Source organism: Kiritimatiellaceae bacterium (genome assembly GCA_013141415.1).
Taxonomy (GTDB): domain Bacteria; phylum Verrucomicrobiota; class Kiritimatiellia; order Kiritimatiellales; family Tichowtungiaceae; genus Tichowtungia.
On sequence record JABFQY010000005.1, the window covers coordinates 305,536 to 325,546 of the forward strand.

Sequence of the window (20,011 nt, forward strand, 5' to 3'; positions counted from 1 at the left end):
GCTGGTTTGAAAACTGTACGGGTTATGATGCCTTGCCGATAATGTGCCGAAACAACTCGCGGATGGCCGCGCTGCCGCCGACTACGAGAATGACGAAGTAGATAACCGTGACGATGTTGGAAAGATGCCCCAGCAGGATGCAAAGGCCGTCGCGTTGCAGGAGCCCGATTGCGAAAAACAACAACGCAAGAGCGGGCAGGGTGTTGCTGAAGGGAATCAGTCCGAAAGGCGCCATGAGCAGAACAGCTCCGGCGATCAGTGAACAGTTGTTTATGGTGTCTGTCACCCCGGCAGAAGTCAGCCATTTCAGGCGGTGAGGGCGGCTTATGCGTTCCAGACGATGTACCCACACGCTTCCCTGATTAAGTCCGGCGCGGAGTTTATCGGACGGCAGTACGCGCTGCGCAATCCGCTTCGGTATCCACAGATTGCGTCCGAGAAGACGGCAGACGCCTATCAACAGGATTGCGGCGCCGAACACGGTGCTGACACCCGGAATCGAAACAGGAACCATGAAAATAAGTGTAAGGAACGCGGTAAGAAGCAACAGTCCGTCCTGTCCGACAAGATCCCGGATCTCGGCCAATGTCACTCCGCCCGACGGCAGATTCCCGATTATAACCTGAAGTTTCTCCCCGAGAGAGTCCGTCATTAATTCCTTTTCCGACAGACGACCTGAGCGTTCTTGGCAACCCGGCTCTGAAATATTATTCATGTAATTCCTTCCATCGTTTGATCAGCAGATTTTTACGGGCCGTTAACTTTGCTCAGTATGGTTTAAAAACCAACTCTTTTTCTGTAAAACCTTGCACATTATCCGGATTAAATGCGGATTTAAATGACTTTTGACAAGGGCGGATCAATGAATTAGGTTTGCTTAAAAGTGAGGTAAAAACCATGAACGATGCTGAAATACTCGAAGCGGTAGAGAAAATTTTTGAAGAAGAAATCAATCCGGCGCTGGCTGGCCACGGCGGCGGTGCTACGATCACGACCGTCAAAGACGGCAAAGTTTACGTGGAACTGCAGGGCGGATGCCGCGGTTGCATGGGTGCGCGGATGACGATGAAAAACGGCATCGAACGTCTTCTCAAAGAAAAAGTTCCTGCGGTTCAGGAAGTCATTGATGCTACCAACCACGGCTAACGGAGGCCGGATTTGAATTGGCATATTCTATTGATCGGGCTTTTGATTTTCTGCGCCCGCATCGTGGATGTTTCTATTGGAACGATCCGTACGATTGTCACGGTGCAGGGCCGCACGCGGTTTGCGTTCGTGCTGGGATTCATAGAAGTCACTCTTTGGGTGACGATTATTTCAACCATCGTAAAACAGATTTACGGCGCACCCGTGCTGGCAATTTTTTACGGACTTGGCTTCGCCACCGGCAACGTCGTAGGGATTGCTCTGGAGCGGAAAATTGCGCTCGGCCATCTGGCTCTGCGAGTTTTCACCCGAAAAGCCGGGGCGGTCCTTGCCACGCAGTTGCGGAATACCGGTCAGGTTGTGACGACGTTTGAAGGCGAGGGGCGCGATGGCCCGGTAACCGAACTGCTGATTGTCTGCCGCCGCCGGGACATCAAATGGATTCTTGATCTCATCAAAGCGGAAGACCCCGACGCCTTCTATATTATCGAACAGGCTCGCGAAGTCAGTCATCTGCAAATGCCGGTCTACGAAGAACCGTCCGGCTGGCGAGCCGTCCTTAAAAAGTAAAAGCCGGAACGTATGAACCCTGCCATCGGGCAGCCGGGTGTGTGAAAAGCTGTTGGTATATTTTAAACGATGGGGCTCCTGACGTGATATAAAATGAAAATTAACTACTCAAGGAGGTCGGCATGCTCAAAGGAATTTCACCGGTTATCAGTCCGGAATTATTGAAGATTATGGCCGAGATGGGTCATGGAGATGAATTGATTCTAGCCGATGCTCATTTCCCGGGGCATACGTTCTGTAAAAGGATTGTGCGAGCTGACGGGTTACGCATCCCGGCTCTGCTGGAGGGAATCCTTCCGTTGTTCGAGTTGGACAGTTATGCAGACCCGCTCATTATGATGGCCGCTGTCAAAGGCGATAAGCTTGACCCGAAAGTGGAAGCCGCTTACATGAAGGCTGTCCGGAAATCCGCACCCGATGCGCCGGATGTCAAACGCATCGACCGTTTTGCCTTCTATGACCGGGCGGAAAAAGCCTTTGCCTGTGTCATGACCGGTGAGCTCGCCAAATACGGCAACATCATCCTTAAAAAAGGCGTCACGCCGGTGTCGGCGTAGCCGATTTGGTTTTAAAGTTTTACCAGATGGATAAACGAGCTTGATTTTTGATTATTAATATTAATAATCAAAAATCAAGGTTTGTACAATAGGGGCGCTTAAAATTAGGGTTTAACGATGAAAAATAAAAATACGGCATTGGTACTACCACATACACACTGGGATCGTGAATGGCGTTATCCAATTTGGCAGAACCGCTGGCTGCTGGTTCGTTTTATGGATGAGTTGCTGGAAATTCTGGAGACGGATAAGGAGTACGGCTGTTTTTTGATGGATGCTCAGGTGGTGCCGCTTATGGATTATCTCGAAATCCGTCCGGAAAACCGGGAGCGGATTCGCAAGCAGACGGCCGCTGGACGTTTGATTGTCGGGCCGTGGTACACGCTGCCGGATCTCTATCCGCTCGACGGAGAATGCCTGATTCGTAACCTACTCAAAGGGTTGCGGCTTTCATCTGAGTTCGGTTGTTCTACAAAAGTAGCTTATCACGCATTCGGCTGGGGCCAGACGGCGCAGTTTCCGCAGCTCTATTCGCAACTCGGGTTTGATCTGATTATCGCCGCCAAAAAGGTGTCGGAGGAGAGGGCTCCGCGCAGCGAGTTTTTATGGCAGTCTCCAGACGGGTCTGAAATGCTGACGACTCGGCTTGGCCAGCATTTCCGCGCCAACGGATTTTTTACGGCGCACATTCCGATTTTATATGGCGTATCCTATCTGACGGATGAATACCGCTTTGACTGGGCAAAAGCCGGACGGTTGGTTCACTGGGCGGATGCTGGAATGGGCGTTCAGGACTATTTCCGGCAGGATCGCGAGCAGGGATATCACGCTGAGCAGGTGGAGCCGACGATGCGGGAGACGTGGGATAATATGGGTGATTCCACCTGTCCCAATGTTCGCCTCCTCATGTATGGCTCCGATTTCACAACGCCGAACCATCGGTTGACCCGCATTCTTCGAGACGCGAACGCGGCGATCGATGATATCGAGTTCAAGATGGCAGGGCCGGACGAGTATGCCGGTCTGCTGCATGCGAATCTGGATAAAGGGAGTTTGCGCCGCGTGATGGGCGAATTGCGTGACGGGCCGTCAGCAGGATGCACTGGCAATGCGCTCGCGACCCGCATGCCGCTGAAGCTGTTGAACAAAAAAGTGGAAAACCGGCTGATCCGGCAGGCGGAACCGTTCGCCGCCATGCTCTATCTGCTGGGTGAAGCCTATCCGTCCGGATTCCTGCGCCGCGCATGGGAATACCTGCTCAAAGCACACCCGCACGACTCGATTAACGGGGTGACGCAGGACAAGTCGGCGAATGATACACTCTATCGCCTGACGCAGGCGCAGGAAATTGGTGAAGTACTCTGCCTTCAGTGCGCGGATGCTCTGGCCACCCGGCTTGATCTTTCTGCGTTTGCTGCGAACGAACAGCTGGTTTTGCTGGTGAATCCGCAGCCTCGTCCATTCCGTGGCGTGGTGAAGCTGGTTGTCGATACGCCACAGGATGAGTGTGTTGATCAGATTGGATTCGAAGATGCGGCGGGGATGCGGCTGGATGTGCAGCGGATTTCCCGGGAAGAGCGCAAGACTCCGGTGAACGACTTCGATTCCCGTCCGTGGGCGTTCAATTCAGATCGTCACACGGTGCTGATGGATACCGGCGAAATCCCTTCCGGTGGATGCAAGGTGGTCAAAGTGACATCGGCCTCGCATTTCAAGCGCGATGCGGACTGGTGGCCGCGCCAAGCCGATAGCAGTGGAAAAGAAATTTCCCGCGAGCCGCGTACGCTGGAAAATGAATTTCTCAAAGCGGTGGCTGAGCCGAATGGTACTCTGACGCTGGTTGATAAGATTAACGGACGGAAGATGAGCGGTCTGCTGGAGTTTGAGGACACCGGCGACACCGGCGACTACTGGGTACACTATAAACCGGCGGAAAACCGTCAAATTTACAGTGCCGGACAGCCTGCGGAAATCTGGCTCGAAGGGAATGGCGATCTCTCTGCCACTTTGGCCATTCGGCTTGAGCTGCGCATGCCGGTCACCGCGGAATTTCCCGGCAGCGAGTTGCAGGGATGCGGGCGCCGCAGTGATGCAGAGACGACCGTCTCGATTATTTCACGAGTGACATTGACGCGCGGGGCGAAGTCTCTGCGCGTGAAGACTACGGTTGAGAACCGGGCTGAAAACCACCGGTTGCGGGTATTGATTCCGACCGGCATCCAGACGGATGTCCTCGACAGTTCCGGGCATTTTAATGTGGATCGCCGCGCGGCGCGTCCGGAGCATTCCGCAGACGGGCACTCCTGGCCGGAAATGCAGACCGTGCCGATGCAGCGGTTTGCGGATGTTTCGGACGGGACGAACGGGCTTGCGGTACTCAGCAACAGCTTTACTGAAGTTCAGTTGATGACCGATACACATCGCACTCTGGCGCTGACACTGTTTCGCAGTGTACGGAACCGTATCTGCACAGAAGAGCGCTGTACCGGAAACTTTCCCGAGCAGAAGGGCGGGCAGGTGCTGCAGACCATGGAGTTCGAATACGCCATCTATCCGCACGCCGGGGGGTGGCTGGAAGGCGGGGTTTATGCCGAGGCCGACCGCCTGAACGCCGAGCCGATGTGTTTCCAGATCAGCGCATCGTCTGGCGGTGAACTGCCGTCGGCGACCTCACTCTTCGAATTGTCGTCCGATGAACTGGTGCTTTCCGGCATCAAGAAGGCGGAAGACCGGGATAGTGCGGTTGTGCGCTTGTTCAATCCCTCTGCCGGAACGGTAGCCGGAGCCTTGAAGATCGGCCCGGCTTTTGGTTCGGCGTATGAGGTTAATATAAATGAAGAGCGGATTGCAGAACTCAAAGTGGAACAGGGCGAAATAAAACTTTCGGTTTCCGGCGGGCGGATCTTGACGATCGAGCTGACGCGGAAGCAGATGAATTAACAGATTGAAAAAAGGATGAGCATGAAAAAAGCAGTTGTAGCGGGGCATATCTGTCTAGACGTGATTCCCGATTTAAGTGAAATGAGTTTAGAGCGCCCCGGCGATTTTTATATTCCCGGTTCGCTGCGTACGGCAGGAGCGGCCAAGCTGAGCACCGGCGGACCGGTGAGCAACACGGGGCTGAATATGACCAAGTTGGGCGTTGAAACCCTGTTGATGGGCAAAGTCGGCAATGATGCGTTCGGTGAAATGGCCGCCATGCTGCTCGACAAGCAATGGGGTATTCGTGACAGTCTAGTAGTCGATGATGCCGCCGAGACCAGCTATACGGTGGTGATCAACCCGAAGGGCTATGACCGGATGTTTGTGCATAATGCCGGTGCAAACGACACGTTCTGCGCTGCGGATGTGGATTATGAAAAAGTGGCGGAATGCGACCTCTTTCATTTTGGCTATCCCCCGTTGATGAAAAGAATGATCTCTAACACCGGCCGCGAGCTGATTGAAATGTTCCGCAAAGTTCATGAGATGGGGCTGACAACTTCTTTGGATATGTGTCTGCCTGATTTTCAGAAAGACCAGACCGACTGGCCGACGATCTTTAAGTCACTCTGTCCGCATCTTGATTTGTATATGGGAAGTGCCGAAGAGACCTTGCTGATGCTGCACCGGGATCGCTATATGGCGTTGCGCAACGCCTCTGACCGCGACTTGCTTGGGGCCTTCACCGGGGACATGTTGCACGAACTTTCGGGCGAGCTTCTGGATATGGGCGTACGCATCGCCGTGATCAAATGCGGGCCGCGCGGCTATTATGTCCGCACGCCTGAAAAAGCGGTGCTGGCGACCATGGGTCGTGCCCGGCCGGGCAATCTGGATGAGTTCGCAAATCGCGAGTTCTGGCATCCGGCATTTTATTGCCCGGTTCCGCCGAACGCGACCGGATCGGGCGATGCCTCCATTGCCGGATTCTACAGCGCCTATCTGCGTGGACAGTCCCTGCTCGACTGTGTCATCACGGCCACCTGCACTGGCAGTGCCAGCGTTGAAAAACCAGATGCGCTCAGCGGCGTACCGGACTGGGAAGGCGTTCAACAACGGATTAAAACCATTCCGCGCGACCCGTTGACGGTGACTGGAACCGGCTGGAAAATTGATAAAAAGTTTCCGTTCCTGTGGACAGGGCCGTCGCACAAGGCATAAAAAAGGAAGTCATGAGTGTAAACGTTAAACAATTGAGCCAAGAGGCACGCAGCGAGGCGCTGGCCGCTTATCAGGAACTGTATCAGAAAGCGCTGCCGGGGAGCGGGGGGATTGAGGCGGGCCGCGTTGAAGTGGCAACCTTCAACTGTTCAGAAACGTTCGAGGAGTTCAGTCAGGTCGGTCTCGGTCTCGAAACCGTTGTGATTTACCGGGATGATGACGGGCAGGGGCATACCGGCAAAGTGCTGATTAACCTGCCGGGGCAGCTGCTTCTGGAGCACGGTCATGTCGATACCATCGTGCTGAAAAAAGAGGCGCAGATCGCCGCCGGCTTCGTGAAGCTTTCCGGACTAATCAACGGGTTCACCGGAATTAAAAAATATAACAGTGACGCCTCCGTTGCGACGGATGCCGCCGGGAATGAAATCTACCTTTATCGCGACAGGGACTTCCAGATTGTGCAGGCCGGAAACGGCATGAGCCGGTATCCGGAAGAAGCCGCCGCCGATGTGGTTGCGGTTTTCCCGGGGAAGTCAGAAACCTTCAAGGCGGTTTATGGCGATGGAGTCCTTTTTGCTGACACCGCAAAAGTGGTTTATACCCCTGAAGGAGTCGATCCGGACGTGATTCCGGAAGAGCTTCTTCCTATGATTGAAAAAGTCCGCAAAGAGCAGGCGATCACCACGAAACGCATGATCTACATGACCAAAGGGATGAACGTGCTGTTGGCGAAAAACACACGGCACGCATTTCTTGGCGGACGCAAAGGCTGTGTCTATCTCGAATTTTCAACGCCCTCCATGGACGAGGCTGACCGCTTCACTGACAAGCGAGTGATCCGATGAGTCGTACCTTTGTCGGCTTTGGGTTCGGGGCCATTCAATCAGGACTGTTCCTGTATGAGGCCTTCCGCTCGGGGAACTTCGACCGGCTGGTTGTGGCCGAAGTGGTTCCGGATGTCGTTGCGGCGGTGCGCCGCGCGGGCGGCTATACGCTCAATATCGCCACATCCGGCGGCATTGAGCAGCACCGCATCACGGGTGTTGAAATCTATAATCCATCGGTTGAAGCCGATCGGGTTGCATTGATTGCCGCGCTGGCTGAAGCGCAGGAGATTGCCACCGCGCTGCCGAGCGTGGACTTCTTTGAGCGCGGCAACCCTTCGGTTGCGGCGCTGATGCGCGAAGCGTTTTCTCAAAGATCAGGAAATCCTGCGGTGGTTTATACCGGAGAAAATAACAACCACGCGGCGGAAATTCTGGAAGCGGCGGTTGGCCTTAACGGGCGGAAGCCAATCCAGTTTCTTAATACCGTGATCGGTAAAATGAGCGGTGTTGTAACCGATCCTCAACAGATTGCTTGCGACAAGCTGGCCCCGATGACTCCGGGTTCGAGCCGGGCCTTTCTGGTGGAGAAGTTTAACCGCATTCTGATTACGCAAATTACACTGCCTGAGTTTAAACGCGGGATTGATGTTTTTGAAGAGAAAGCAGATCTGTTTCCGTTTGAAGCGGCTAAACTGTACGGACACAACGCGACGCATGCGTTGCTTGGTTATTTGGCGAATGAGCGCGGCTGTATCTTTATGTCGGACGCTCCTGCCGATCTGACGGAATTTGCTCGTGCGGCGTTTCTGGAGGAATCCGGCGCGGCCCTGATCAAAAAATACGCCGGGATTGACCCGCTCTTTACACCGGACGGATTTAAAGGGTATGTCGATGACTTGATGGAACGTATGCTGAATCCTTACCTGCGCGATCAGGTGGAGCGGGTGATTCGCGATCCGGTTCGTAAGCTGGGATGTGATGACCGGCTGATTGGAACCATGCGGCTTTGTCTGTCACAGGGCGTGATCCCTGAAAAATATGCGAATGGAGTTTGCTCCGCGTTGCGGTTTCTGTGGAACGGGCAACGGGATCTTTCTGGCGGATTTCCTTGGGAGGCAGACGGATTGAGCTGTGAAGAGAAGACTCAGATCCGGGCGCTGATAAAAATATAAACCGAATAAAGTAAGGACGACCTATGAAAACAGGGACTGCGCCTAAATTGATATGGACACTTGCTGTATTGAGTGCCTTCACCTCATTTGCCGAGGTCAAGCCAGCTGGCATTTTTTCAGATTACGCGATTCTGCAGCAAGGCGAACCGGTTCGTATCTGGGGAACGGCGGCTGCCGGGGAGGCTGTCAAGGTGACGTTTGCGGAGCAGACTCTGGAGACAAAAGCCGATACAAATGGCGACTGGATGGTGACACTGAACAATCTGAAGGTTTGCGCCGAAGGGCGCTCGCTGATTTTTCAAGGTTCGGAAACTGCACAGCCGGTTGAATTGAAAGAGATTCTGGTCGGCGAGGTATGGATGGCTGGAGGTCAGTCCAATATGGAGTGGCCGATGAACAACTTTAAAAAAACAACCCAGCCGGATATTGCCAGTGCCAATGATCCGTTATTGCGGATGGCTCACATCCCGCGTCTTGAATTTGCCGGACAGAATGACGATCGGCCCCAGTGGAAGAAAAGTACGTCGCAAAACGTAGCCGGATTTTCGGCGTGCGCTTATTATTTTGCAAAAAACCTGCGGAGCACATTGAATGTTCCGGTTGGCGTTGTCGTTTGCGCTGTCGGTGGAAGCCCGGCGGAAGCCTGGATGAGCCGAAAAACACTGGAAAGCAATGCAGACATCAAGAAGGTTCTCGATGCCTATGAAAAAATCTGCCGGAAAAACTTTTTAAACGAAGAGGATTGTTTAAAGCAGGGCGAGGAATACGAGCAGGCCAGAAAGGCGTGGTATATCAAGCACGCCGATAGCGAACCCCGTCCGATGCCGAAAATGGGCCCCCATCATTTTCAAAGACCTTACGGCCTGCACGACGCCATGCTTTCGCAAACCATTCCGTACACCGTTCGCGGCGTCATCTGGTATCAGGGGGAAAACAACTCCGCGTACGGATTTCATTACCGCACGGTCTTTTCGGCGCTCATTAAAGAATGGCGGGAGGAATATCAGAATCCGGAGCTGCCGTTTCTTTTTGCCCAGCTGGCCACGTTCGGGCCTCCTTCGGACTGGACCGAATTGCGCGAATCTCAGAGCTGGGTTGAGGCGCATGTCAAAAATACCGGCATGGCGGTTCTCGTCGATGGCGGTGAAGAAAAAAATATTCATCCGCATTCCAAGGACAAGGCCGGCCTGCGCCTTTCGCTGTTGGCCCGCAATATGGTGTACGGCGAAAAAGATCTGGTTTGTCACGGGCCTCGGCTGAAAGAGGCTGTTCGAAAGGACGGGAGCGTGGAGCTGACCTTCCAAGACGCCGATTCCGGTTTGATTCTGAAGCCGGAAGCTGTCAGTGCGTTTGAAATATGCGGCAAAGATGGGAAGTATGTTCCGGCCAAAGCCGAACAGGCGGGCAATCGAATTATTATTTCCGCCGAAAGCGTTCCGGAACCGCAGTATGTCAGGTACGGCTGGAAGCAATGGTTTGTCCCAACGCTGTTCAATGCTGAAGGTCTGCCCGCATCGCCTTTCCGCACCGACGACTTTCCGCCTGTCACAAAAGACCGCTATCTGCTCGATCGTTCGTAACGAAACAGCAAAAGAAGGAGATTGCAGATGACCAAGGGGTTTGTATGGCTGAACAGTGTCCTTGCGGTTTGTGGAACGGTGTTCGGGGCAGCGCAGCCTCCCTCGCGGCAACCGAATGTGATTTTGATTCTTACCGATGACCAGGGATATGGGGATCTCGGCTGTCACGGCAATGCCGTGGTAAAAACACCTCATCTGGATCAATTCTATAAAGAAGCTGTTCGCTTTACTAATTTTCACGTGTCGCCCACCTGCGCGCCGACGCGTGCCGCGCTACTGACCGGGCGATATAACGATGATACCGGTGTGTGGCACACCATCAAAGGGCGCAGTCTTTTGCGAACCGATGAAAAAACACTCGGAGATATGTTCCATCAGGCTGGTTATGCAACTGGCATGTTCGGGAAATGGCATCTGGGGGATAATTACGAATATCTGCCGGAGCAACGCGGATTTGAAGAGGTTTGGCGGCACGGCGGCGGCGGAATAGGGCAGACTCCGGATTACTGGGGGAACGATTATTTTGACGACACGTATTGGGTTAATGGGAAGCTGGTTAAATTTAACGGGTTCTGTACTGAAGTCTGGTTTCGGGGCGCAAAACAGTTCATTGCAAAAGAGGTCGCGGCCAAACGACCGTTCTTCTGCTATCTGGCGCTGAATGCACCGCACGCCCCGTATTACGCTCCCGAAAAATATAAACAGATGTATGAGAACAACGCCTATGGTGTTGATCCCGGATTTTTTGGGATGATCACTCATCTGGATGAGCAATTCGGGTTGCTTCGAACTGCGCTTAAGGAACTGGGTGTCGAAGACAATACGATTTTAATTTTCATGACCGATAACGGCACGTCGGCTGGTGTGGAGCTCGACGGAAAACACTGGAGCGATAGCTTTGTGGTTAAAGGCTTTAACGACGGGATGCGCGGTAAAAAAGGCTCGGCATATGAGGGTGGGCACCGGGTTCCGTTTTTTATCCGCTGGCCCGGCGGCGGAATTAGCGGCGGGCGCGATATCAACACACTTTCCGCCCACATCGACATTCTTCCAACGCTGGCGAATCTGTGTTCCGTTCCGCCGCCGAAGGGCCGTCCGTTGGACGGAACCAGTCTTGTGCCGCTGTTGCGCGGGGATGTCGCGGGGTGGCCGCAACGTACGATCTGCACGGACAGCCAGCGCGGCGAAAATCTGGTTAAATGGAAAGACAGCGTGGTTATGACAGAGCGCTGGCGGCTGGTTCGCGGTAACGAGCTCTATGAGATCAAAAACGATCCGGAACAGCGGACGAATTTGGCGGGCGCCTGTTCGGAGATTGTCACGCCGCTACGTTCAGCTTATGAAAACTGGTGGCAGAAGGTTTCCGATCGGGAAGCGGTGGATTGTCCAATCTCGATTGGTAACACAAACGCTGGAACCGTTTTGTTGACGGCTCACGACTGGCATAGTCCGGATCAAGAAGCGATTACGCCTTGGGATCAAAAATTAATTTGCGAGGGGATGCAAACGAACGGGTTCTGGGCGATCCGTACAGAAGTTTCCGGGCAGTACCGGTTTACATTGCGGCGCTGGCCTGCCGAACGGGGCGGAAAAATTGAAGAAAACTTTTTTCCGGTCAAAAAAGCACGGATTCAAATCGGCGGGATTTCGGCCGATCAGCCCGTTGATCCCGGCGCGGAGTCTGTCGTATTTGAACTGCCTGTTCCCATTGGCGAAGCCGCCCTCCAAACATGGTTCATCGGCGACAATGAATCCTGCGGCGCATACTATGTGGAAGTCGAAGGAATCCGTTGATCCATCATATTTTTACTGGCTGCGGGGAGTTTATTTTTGAACGGAAACGGAAGGAACTGCCGATGAACCGGTTATTTAAAGTGAAGACGTGGCTGGCTGCTATAGTTTTTACAAGCTGGATTTGGACGGATGCTTCTGCAGAGAATGGCCGTTCTGCTTCCGTGTTAAACGCTCCCGAGTTGAGAAAAACAGCAGCGGGAGCAGCGTATCAGTTTTATAAAGACATGAGTTATCCCGGAGCGGAGAGTGAGCAGAAGCTGGATCTTTACATTCCGGAAGGTGCGCAGGCCGGGTTGCGTCCGGCGGTGCTTGTGATTCATGGCGGAGGGTGGGCGCAAGGCGATAAAAACGACCCGAATCCGCGCGAGTTCTCCGCCTTTTTCGTGGATGAGGGCTATATTGCGGTCAGTATAAATTACACGCTGAATGTTTATGAAGGGGCTCTCTGGAAAAGCACACGGCTGAAAGCGTCCTGGCCTCAGAATATTTACGATTGCAAAAGTGCGTTGCGCTGGATGAAAAAACATGCGGCTGAACTTGGAATTGATCCGAATCGTATTGCTGTAGCGGGCGCTTCGGCCGGCGGTCATCTGGCCTTGCTGACCGGCCTCTCTGCCGGAAATAAAGAGCTGAACAGCGGGGGCTCTTTTTTGGATCAGGACAACTCGGTTCGCTGTATTATCAATTTTTACGGCATACCGGATGTCCGTCGATGGGGCGGTAACGTATTCATTAATGAAACAGAGAAGGATCATCCGGAAATCTGGGCGCTTGCTTCCCCGGTTGAACACCTTTCAAAAGAGTCTCCTCCGATCCTGACGATTCACGGAACAGCGGATGCTGTAGTAAAAATCGAACTGGCGGATGAATTTGACCGAATCCTGAAAGGCAAAGGCCTTCCGCACCAATATGCGGCCGTTACAAATGCAGTTCATGCTTTCGGGCTCAATCCTCCTCAGATGGATTTGCGGCCGGTAATCCGGCAGTTTTTAAACGATCATTTTTCCGCACCGTCCGGCAACTAAAGCGGCATGTCCGGGTTTCCCCGCCGGATTATGCGGAGCTGGAAGAATTGCCGGTTGTTTTTCAAATTCTGGAAACATAAGGCGGCGCAGGCTTTTATCAAAACGTTGCAAAGCCGACCGAAGAGAATGAGGCTTCGCGCAGCGACAACACCTCGCAACTTGTCGCGGTGAGGAATATTAATTGGAAGGCATATCCCGCGACTTGCCGCAACGGGGAACGGTTATGCCGTCTTCTTTCTCTGTCACCCATACGGAGAGCACGGGTCAATCAATAAAACCTTTCCTGCATTTGTATACAGGGGAACCCTGTGCGGTTTTTTGACACATATAACAACTAATAAGATACATGCAAAGGATTGGTTGTTTTGTGGAGACTTGAGTAAATGCCGTCTTGAACTGGGTGGGGTTTTGTCCGGATGCCGCTGCAGAGCCCGAAAAAGATGATGCATAAAAATGAAGGTTAAGCCCGGGAACCCGGGGATCCTTATGGGAGTTTAAAATGAAAGAGGCTTTACCGTCGGCTGATCAGATTGCAATTGACCAAATGATCGCCGGCATGTCCATCGAAGAGAAAATCGGTCAGGTTTTTTGTATTCATTCCTGGAAAAAATCCCCGTCAGAACTGGCTGACATAGTCGGAAAATATTCGATCGGCGGTCTGTTTTTCGGATACAAGGCGGTGCAGGAATGTCGCGATATCATGGATGCTGCGGCAAAAGTGAGCAAAATTCCGGTCATTGGAACGGCGGATCTGGTCAACGGGGCCGGCTCCCGTATCTCCGGCGGAACATTGTTCCCTTGGCAAATGGCAATCGGCGCAGCCAACTCCGAAGAACTCGCTGAAAAAGTCGGGATGGCGACGGCAAAAGAAGGCCGGAATGCCGGCATTCACTGGACCTTCGGTCCGATTGTGGATCTTTCGTTAAACATACGTAATTCGATGATGCACACCCGTACATACGGCGATGATCCGGCGCACATTACCCGTCTTGCAAAAGCATTTATCCGGGGCGTTCAGAAAGAAAATCTGATGGCAGCCTCCGCCAAGCATTTCCCGGGCGACGGTGTGGATGAGTGGGACACGCATATCTGTCCTTCAGTGAACCTTTACGGGGAAGAACTGTGGTTCAAGACATTCGGTTCAATCTGGCAATCCGTTATCGATGCCGGTGTGTATGCCGTTATGATGGGGCATTTAGCGCTGCCTTGGATGGATGATCCGTATGATTACCGTGGCCCGCGCCCGGCCACGCTATCCAAAAAGATTCAGATTGATCTGCTGCGTAAGCGTCTCGGGTTTAAAGGCACAGTGATTTCAGATGCGATTCCAATGGCCGGGTTTGTCGGATATGAGTCGTTTGCAAAAGCGGTTCCGATGAACATTGAGACCGGATCCGACATGGTGCTCTGGGCTGAGGCGGAACGGGATTTTCCTCACATGCTGCGGGCGCTGGAAACGGGCGCTCTGACCGAAGAGCGGCTCAATACTGCGGTCGGTAACGTGCTGGGTCTGAAAATGAAACTCAATCTTTTCAAGGAGGATGTTCGTCCTGAAGTGACTCCGGAAGACAAGGCACAGTATGCGTCTTGGGCGGAGGAGATCGGTCGCAAGAGTGTCACTGTTATCAAAGATGCAACGGGTGCGCTTCCGGTGAAAAACCTGAAACCCGGATCCAGGGTGCTGACGATCACCTGCTATTTTGAAAATGACACGCGCGGGTTCATACAGGAGCTGGAAGTCGTCGACGAGGAACTGCGTAAGCGCGGGTTTATTGTGGATCACCTGAGAAACCCATCGTGGGAGAATGGGTTGAAGAATGCCGACGACTATGACGCCATCTTTGTGAACCTCCATATTGTTGCACGTTACGGCAGTACCCGGTTGCTGGCTGGCGTAGCCGATGTCTTTTGGACCGGCTTCTGGCACGATCGGGAAAACGTGATCTTCACCTCGTTCGGGGATCCCTACAAACTGGCGGAGATTCCGTTTGTGCCGAACTACATCAATTGCTACAGCAATACGCCTGCATCTCAGAGGGAGGCCGTACGAGTCTGGATGGGCGAGTCTCCCGGAAACGGACATGTGCCGACTTCTCTTGAGGGATTTTACGAAAGAACCGTTTGAGGGAATGGGTGTGAATATCAAAGCGGTTATTTTTGATCTCGGCGGCGTACTCCTGAGAACCGATGAACATTATTATGAAGAAATATAACATTGTCATCATTAACCCGGATCAGATGCGTTGGGATTATATGACGCCCAACGGCCATCCTTTTATTGGGACGGAACATCTCAGCCGTCTGGCGGCCATGGGAACCAACTTTCGTCAGGCCTTTTGCTCCTGCCCGATGTGCGGCCCGAGTCGCACATCAGCGGTTACCGGTCGCTATCCATCGGAACACGGGGTTCGCAATTACGTGGGGCGGATGAATCCAGCCCATCCAAACCTGTTTGACGAACTGAAAAAGGCGGGATATCACCGCGCTTTGTTCGGCAAGGATCATATTACGTTCAGCAATGCAATCGGCGTACATTATGACGAAGGGGAAGATACTTGCATCGGGAATATGGATGAACATCCTGACTACCGGTACAGTTGGAGCGCCGGGCCGCTCGATCCCGCCAGTCCATGGAATCTGACGGAACGGCTGACAACCGCCGGACTGGACTATATCACTCGGCGCAGTAAAACGGATCAGCCGTTTTTTGTGACACTCAACTATCAGGATCCGCATCCCTATTTCACAGCTCCGGAACCCTATGCCTCTTTGTTTTCTCCTGACCAATTTGAACTTCCGGAGAATTTCCGAAGGGAGCCGGTCGCCGGAGAGCCCCGCCGTCTGGAAATATGGCGGACTCACTCCCGCTCGGGAGAGGCGACGGAAGAGGATTTCAAGAAAGCCATGGCCATGTATTGCGGCCAGATCCGTTATGTGGACGATCAGGTTGGACGGGTTTTGGATAAGCTGGAAGAGTTGAATCTTCTGGAGAACACCATTGTTCTTTTCTGGAGCGATCACGGCGAACTTCTGGGGGATTACGGGGTGACCCATAAGCTGCCGGTTTTTTACGATTCTCTGGTTCGTATTCCGATGGTTCTGTGGGATCCAAGCGGACGGATCGCTCCGGGAACCAATACCGATTTAGTGGAAGCGATGGATATTTTTGCTTCCGTTCTGGATATTTGCCAGGTGCATCAGCCGGAAGGCAGCCGTGCGCGGAGCCTGACCGGAAAAGAGTACCGCCCCCGTGCAGACGTTTTCGCGGAGGGCGGACTTCTTATAGCGCCTGTGGAGCAGGCAATTCCGGAGCTCAACCTGCGGGCGCCGTATCAGCCCAGTCAGTTCGGCCCGGGAGCTATGCTGCGGACGGGCAAATGGAAGTTGTGTGCGCACAGTTTTGACTGCTGGGAGTTGTATGATCTTGAAGAGGATCCTCATGAATGCCGCAATGTATTCAATGAGCCGGTCAATGCGTCTGTCGTGCGTGAACTGACCGTTCGACTGGTTCAGCGCATGATGTGCTGCGGACAGTCGCCGGAAGACCTTTGCCGTCCTGTGATCACGGGTATCGGAAGCGACGGAATCCCGCTGTGGGATGATGAGTGTACACGGATTATGAATTGCGCCGGCATATTGCCCGGGGACGTTGCGGAACGTGAATTCTGATCGCTGACCCGGAGTCTTACTGATGGATAAAAATATAAATTGGTCTCCTCATGACGCGAGGTGAAGGACATAATGACCGGCCATGGAAAAACACCATAACATTTTGTTCCTTTCTCAGTATTATACGGAGAATCTTCATCGTGGAGTGGCCCAGTATGCTCTCGAGGCAGATTGGCATTTGAATGCCGCCTCAGCCCGGGGATATCCGGTTCCTGAATTCAAGTGGAGCGGTATTATCAGTTCGCTTTTTCCAGGCAATAGATTTCTGGAAAATTTTCTAAAAAACGGCTCTGCGCCGATGGTCAGCCTGACGAAAACAATCCATTGCCCTTGTGTAATTTCCGATCATGAAGCGGTTGGTCGATGCGGGGCGGAACATTTTATTGAACAGGGGTATCAGAACTTCGCCTTTTACTTTAAAGAGTCCGATTGGCATGAAAAAACACGCTTCCACGCTTTTAAAAGCAAATTGAACTCCACTCTCCACCGTTGCTATCCGATTAACTATACGCCAACACCTCGCGCCCGGACTCAATCTGTTGAAGTTCGTATACGCATGTTGCGCCGGGTATTGAGCCGAATCCCCAAACCGGTCGCGTTAATGGTGCCATTCGATTGTCTGGCTGTGGAGGCCCTGGACGTTTGTCAGGATATGGGGCTGCATGTGCCTAAAGAGGTCGGCATTCTGGGGGTGAATAACGATGCACTGATCTGTGGTTTTACCCGGCCCGCTCTTTCCAGTGTTGATGATGATGAATATCGCATCGGCTATGAAGGCGCGGCGTTGCTTGACCGGCTGATGCGTGGCGCCCGGCTTCCGAAGAGACCTGTTTTAATTCAGCCGAAAGGCGTTGTGGCCCGTAAAAGCACAGACCTGCTTGATCTTACGGAAGTTCCAGACCGGTATGTTGCGAAAGCAGTTCGTTTTATTACGGAACATTATGCGGAACCGATTACAACAAATGAAGTGGCGCTTGCAGCCGGCGTTTCCAAAGGCATGCTGCAGAGTCGGTTTACGGAGCACATTGGCTGTACCATTCACGAGCAGATTGAAAAAAAGCGGCTCAATCATGCTAAACGGTTGCTGACCGAGACGGATTTAAAAACATCCTCTATTGCAATCGAAAGCGGCTTTGGATCCCGCGAGCGGTTCAGCAAACGGTTTAAACAGATTACCGGTGTAACGCCGATGGAATACCGGAGTTCAAATACCCGCTGAAACGAACGTGCGAGTGGTTCGTCCGGCCGCGCATGGAAAGCCGGTACGACATATTTTCGACACACACAACAGGTAATAAGATACATCGGCATGCTGGGTGTTTTTAACGGGATCAAATAACTTTAAACGAAAGTAGAGGAGATCAATATGTTACATGCTCAAGCGCTTCGAGATTGCCGGATTGTATCGCTTTGTTTTGTCCTGATGGGAACAACAGGATACGGTGCAGATTTTTACGTTTCGCCCTCCGGGGATGATGCTGGCGCGGGAACGCTGGCGCAGCCTTTTGCCAGCATTCAGCGGGCGCAAGCGGCAGTGCGGGATCTGAAAGCAAAAAAACCGACCGGCGAAATTACAATTGAACTGCGCGGCGGATTATACGAGATGGACAAACCGGTGGAGTTTCGTCCGGAAGATTCCGGACGTGCGGATCAGCCGGTTATTTATCGGGCTTTTCCAGGTGAAGAGCCGATTTTTTCCGGAGCTCGGCCCATTCGCGGCTGGCGAAAGGCGGATATGCCGGTTGAAGGCGTCAATCGGCTGGCGGCCGGAAAATTATGGACGACGACGGTGGAAAAGGGCTGGTCGTTTCCTTATTTGTATATTCACGGAAAGGCGTACTACCGTTCAGTTTGGCCTAATACGGATTTGTGGAAAGAGTGGCCATTAGCCCGCTGTGAAGGAGAGTTGCTGACGCTGCCCGCAGAGTTCCATTTTCGCCTGCCAAATCGCCGCGACGTCCAAATCAATTACATGCCGACACCTCACTCTAAATGGATCAACCTGTTTAACACAGTGACCGAGATGAAAGCCGGGGTGATTCATCTGCAAAAACCGGTTTTGCAAATCGGCATTTTAAAGCCAACCGAGCAGGTACCGTTTCGTATCGAAAACACGCTCGAAGGAATTGACCGGCCCGGTGAGTGGTGCGTCAACACAGAAACCGGGGTGATCTATTTGTGGCCTGCGGAGAACACCGCTTCAAACTTCACGGAACAGGTTTGTGCTCGGCAACTGGATAAGGCTTTTATTCTGTCCGGAGATTCGTCCGCCGGACGGAAGGTGGAGTACCTCACGGTAGAGGGAATTTCGATTCAATATGTCAATACAGGGATTTCACTCACGGCAGCAAAAAACTGCACGATTCGCGCGTGCCGGATCGAGTCGGTGGATGCGATAGGCGTTTCGGCTGCTGATATCCAGAATGTGGCCATTGAACACTGTCTGATTGCGAACTGCGGAAAGTCGGGGCTGTCCATCGCGGTGACAGACAAAGAACCTGAACTTGCCTTGCAGAACACAAAGAACCGGATTGAGCATAACGAGCTTTATAATTGCGGACAAATGCATTGGCAGAGCTCGGCGATCAGTGTGATGACCGACTGCAGCCTTATCCGTTACAACTATATTCATGACGTGCCGTATGCCGGGATTACCGTGAATGGACAGCGGTTTTATATTCTTAAGACCGAGCTGGCAAACGCCGGCAAGACGACGGAGGGTATTGCTGAATCGGATATGACCATTTACGGACTGAAACGATATGTGCCGGGTCACAACCGGATCGAAAATAATGTCGTGCATGATGCCATGATGCAGCTGGATGACGGCGGAGCGATTTACTGCCATGCCTCGCACCATAATCTGCTCAAAAATAATATTGTGTACCGCCTGCACGGAAGCTATGGGATCGGTCTTTATTTCGATGACGATGAGATGTTTTCCACCATGGAAAATAATCTGATCTTCACTCGGGACGGAGATCCGGTGCCTCGTTTCGCGATACATGTTCATGCCAATGCCTGCAACTATGTCTTTCGCAATATTGTGGCGTTTGGTGCAAAGCCGATTTCCACACCTCGCAGCTATGGGGGCCATGTAATTGCTCAGAACGTGTTCTTACTGAAGGCGGATGGCCTGGATCAAGGTGATTTATCCCGGAACAGCGGACGGTATAAGGATTTAAAATGGGATGCGGGCCAGCCGGTCATGGACAACAATCTTTATTGGAGCAGTGATGACGGAAAGCAGGCATCAGCCTATTTAAGCGGGCGGCAGGGGAAGGGGTTCGATACACATTCGACGGTTGCCGATCCGGGGTTTTCCGAAGCTCGGAAAGGCCGATTCGGTTTCGATACCACATCACCCGTCTGGCAGATGGGGATTGAACCGATTGATACATCCGAAGTCGGGATTTTCAGCGACTGCAAGGCGGTAGACAAAAAAACGCGCGGCGGGAATGTCGATTTCTTCATGAAACCCGTTGCCGACGGAGAGAAGCGGTAATCTTGTGTGGTGCAAAATGACGC

The 20,011-nt window shown here is 52.8% G+C and carries 15 protein-coding genes; 14 read left to right on the forward strand and 1 reads right to left on the reverse strand.

Going from position 1 to position 20,011, the window contains the following annotated elements:
• Positions 1–22: 22 nt before the first annotated feature.
• A complete protein-coding gene (locus HOO88_08435) occupies positions 23–652 on the reverse strand; it encodes an exopolysaccharide biosynthesis protein (protein NOU36782.1) in 630 nt (209 codons plus the stop codon).
• Between the two features lie 245 nt (positions 653–897).
• Between HOO88_08435 and HOO88_08440 the strand changes: the two genes are divergently transcribed.
• From HOO88_08440 to HOO88_08505, 14 genes are all read left to right on the forward strand, one after another.
• Positions 898–1,146, forward strand: a complete 249-nt coding sequence (locus HOO88_08440) for a NifU family protein (GenBank protein NOU36783.1) — start codon at positions 898–900, stop codon at positions 1,144–1,146.
• Positions 1,147–1,158: 12 nt separating this feature from the next.
• The gene (locus HOO88_08445) at positions 1,159–1,716 is read left to right on the forward strand and encodes a DUF2179 domain-containing protein (protein ID NOU36784.1); all 558 of its coding nucleotides are present in this window, start codon (positions 1,159–1,161) and stop codon (positions 1,714–1,716) included.
• Between the two features lie 122 nt (positions 1,717–1,838).
• The gene (gene fucU, locus HOO88_08450; protein ID NOU36785.1) at positions 1,839–2,273 is read left to right on the forward strand and encodes an L-fucose mutarotase; all 435 of its coding nucleotides are present in this window, start codon (positions 1,839–1,841) and stop codon (positions 2,271–2,273) included.
• A 117-nt stretch (positions 2,274–2,390) separates the two neighbouring features.
• Positions 2,391–5,213, forward strand: coding sequence for an alpha-mannosidase (locus HOO88_08455; protein NOU36786.1), 2,823 nt, complete (start codon positions 2,391–2,393; stop codon positions 5,211–5,213).
• A gap of 21 nt (positions 5,214–5,234) precedes the next feature.
• Positions 5,235–6,416, forward strand: a complete 1,182-nt coding sequence (locus HOO88_08460; protein ID NOU36787.1) for a carbohydrate kinase family protein — start codon at positions 5,235–5,237, stop codon at positions 6,414–6,416.
• An 11-nt stretch (positions 6,417–6,427) separates the two neighbouring features.
• Positions 6,428–7,261 (forward strand): hypothetical protein, encoded by an 834-nt coding sequence (locus tag HOO88_08465; GenBank protein ID NOU36788.1) that lies wholly within the window; start codon positions 6,428–6,430, stop codon positions 7,259–7,261.
• On the forward strand, positions 7,258–8,415 hold the full coding sequence (locus HOO88_08470) for a hypothetical protein (protein NOU36789.1): 1,158 nt from the start codon (positions 7,258–7,260) through the stop codon (positions 8,413–8,415). The genes HOO88_08465 and HOO88_08470 overlap by 4 nt, the downstream gene beginning before the upstream one ends.
• Before the next feature lie 23 nt (positions 8,416–8,438).
• On the forward strand, positions 8,439–9,995 hold the full coding sequence (locus tag HOO88_08475) for a hypothetical protein (protein NOU36790.1): 1,557 nt from the start codon (positions 8,439–8,441) through the stop codon (positions 9,993–9,995).
• 27 nt (positions 9,996–10,022) lie between these two features.
• Positions 10,023–11,789: an arylsulfatase gene (locus tag HOO88_08480; protein NOU36791.1), complete on the forward strand. Its 1,767-nt coding sequence runs from the start codon at positions 10,023–10,025 to the stop codon at positions 11,787–11,789.
• A gap of 62 nt (positions 11,790–11,851) precedes the next feature.
• Positions 11,852–12,814, forward strand: a complete 963-nt coding sequence (locus HOO88_08485) for an alpha/beta hydrolase (protein NOU36792.1) — start codon at positions 11,852–11,854, stop codon at positions 12,812–12,814.
• Positions 12,815–13,313: 499 nt separating this feature from the next.
• Entirely contained in the window at positions 13,314–14,939 is a 1,626-nt protein-coding gene (locus tag HOO88_08490) for a hypothetical protein (protein ID NOU36793.1), read from the forward strand.
• 74 nt (positions 14,940–15,013) lie between these two features.
• On the forward strand, positions 15,014–16,483 hold the full coding sequence (locus tag HOO88_08495) for a sulfatase-like hydrolase/transferase (protein NOU36794.1): 1,470 nt from the start codon (positions 15,014–15,016) through the stop codon (positions 16,481–16,483).
• Between the two features lie 82 nt (positions 16,484–16,565).
• On the forward strand, positions 16,566–17,702 hold the full coding sequence (locus tag HOO88_08500; GenBank protein ID NOU36795.1) for a substrate-binding domain-containing protein: 1,137 nt from the start codon (positions 16,566–16,568) through the stop codon (positions 17,700–17,702).
• Between the two features lie 147 nt (positions 17,703–17,849).
• Complete coding sequence (locus HOO88_08505; protein ID NOU36796.1) at positions 17,850–19,988, forward strand: right-handed parallel beta-helix repeat-containing protein; 2,139 nt, start codon at positions 17,850–17,852, stop codon at positions 19,986–19,988.
• Positions 19,989–20,011 lie beyond the last annotated feature (23 nt).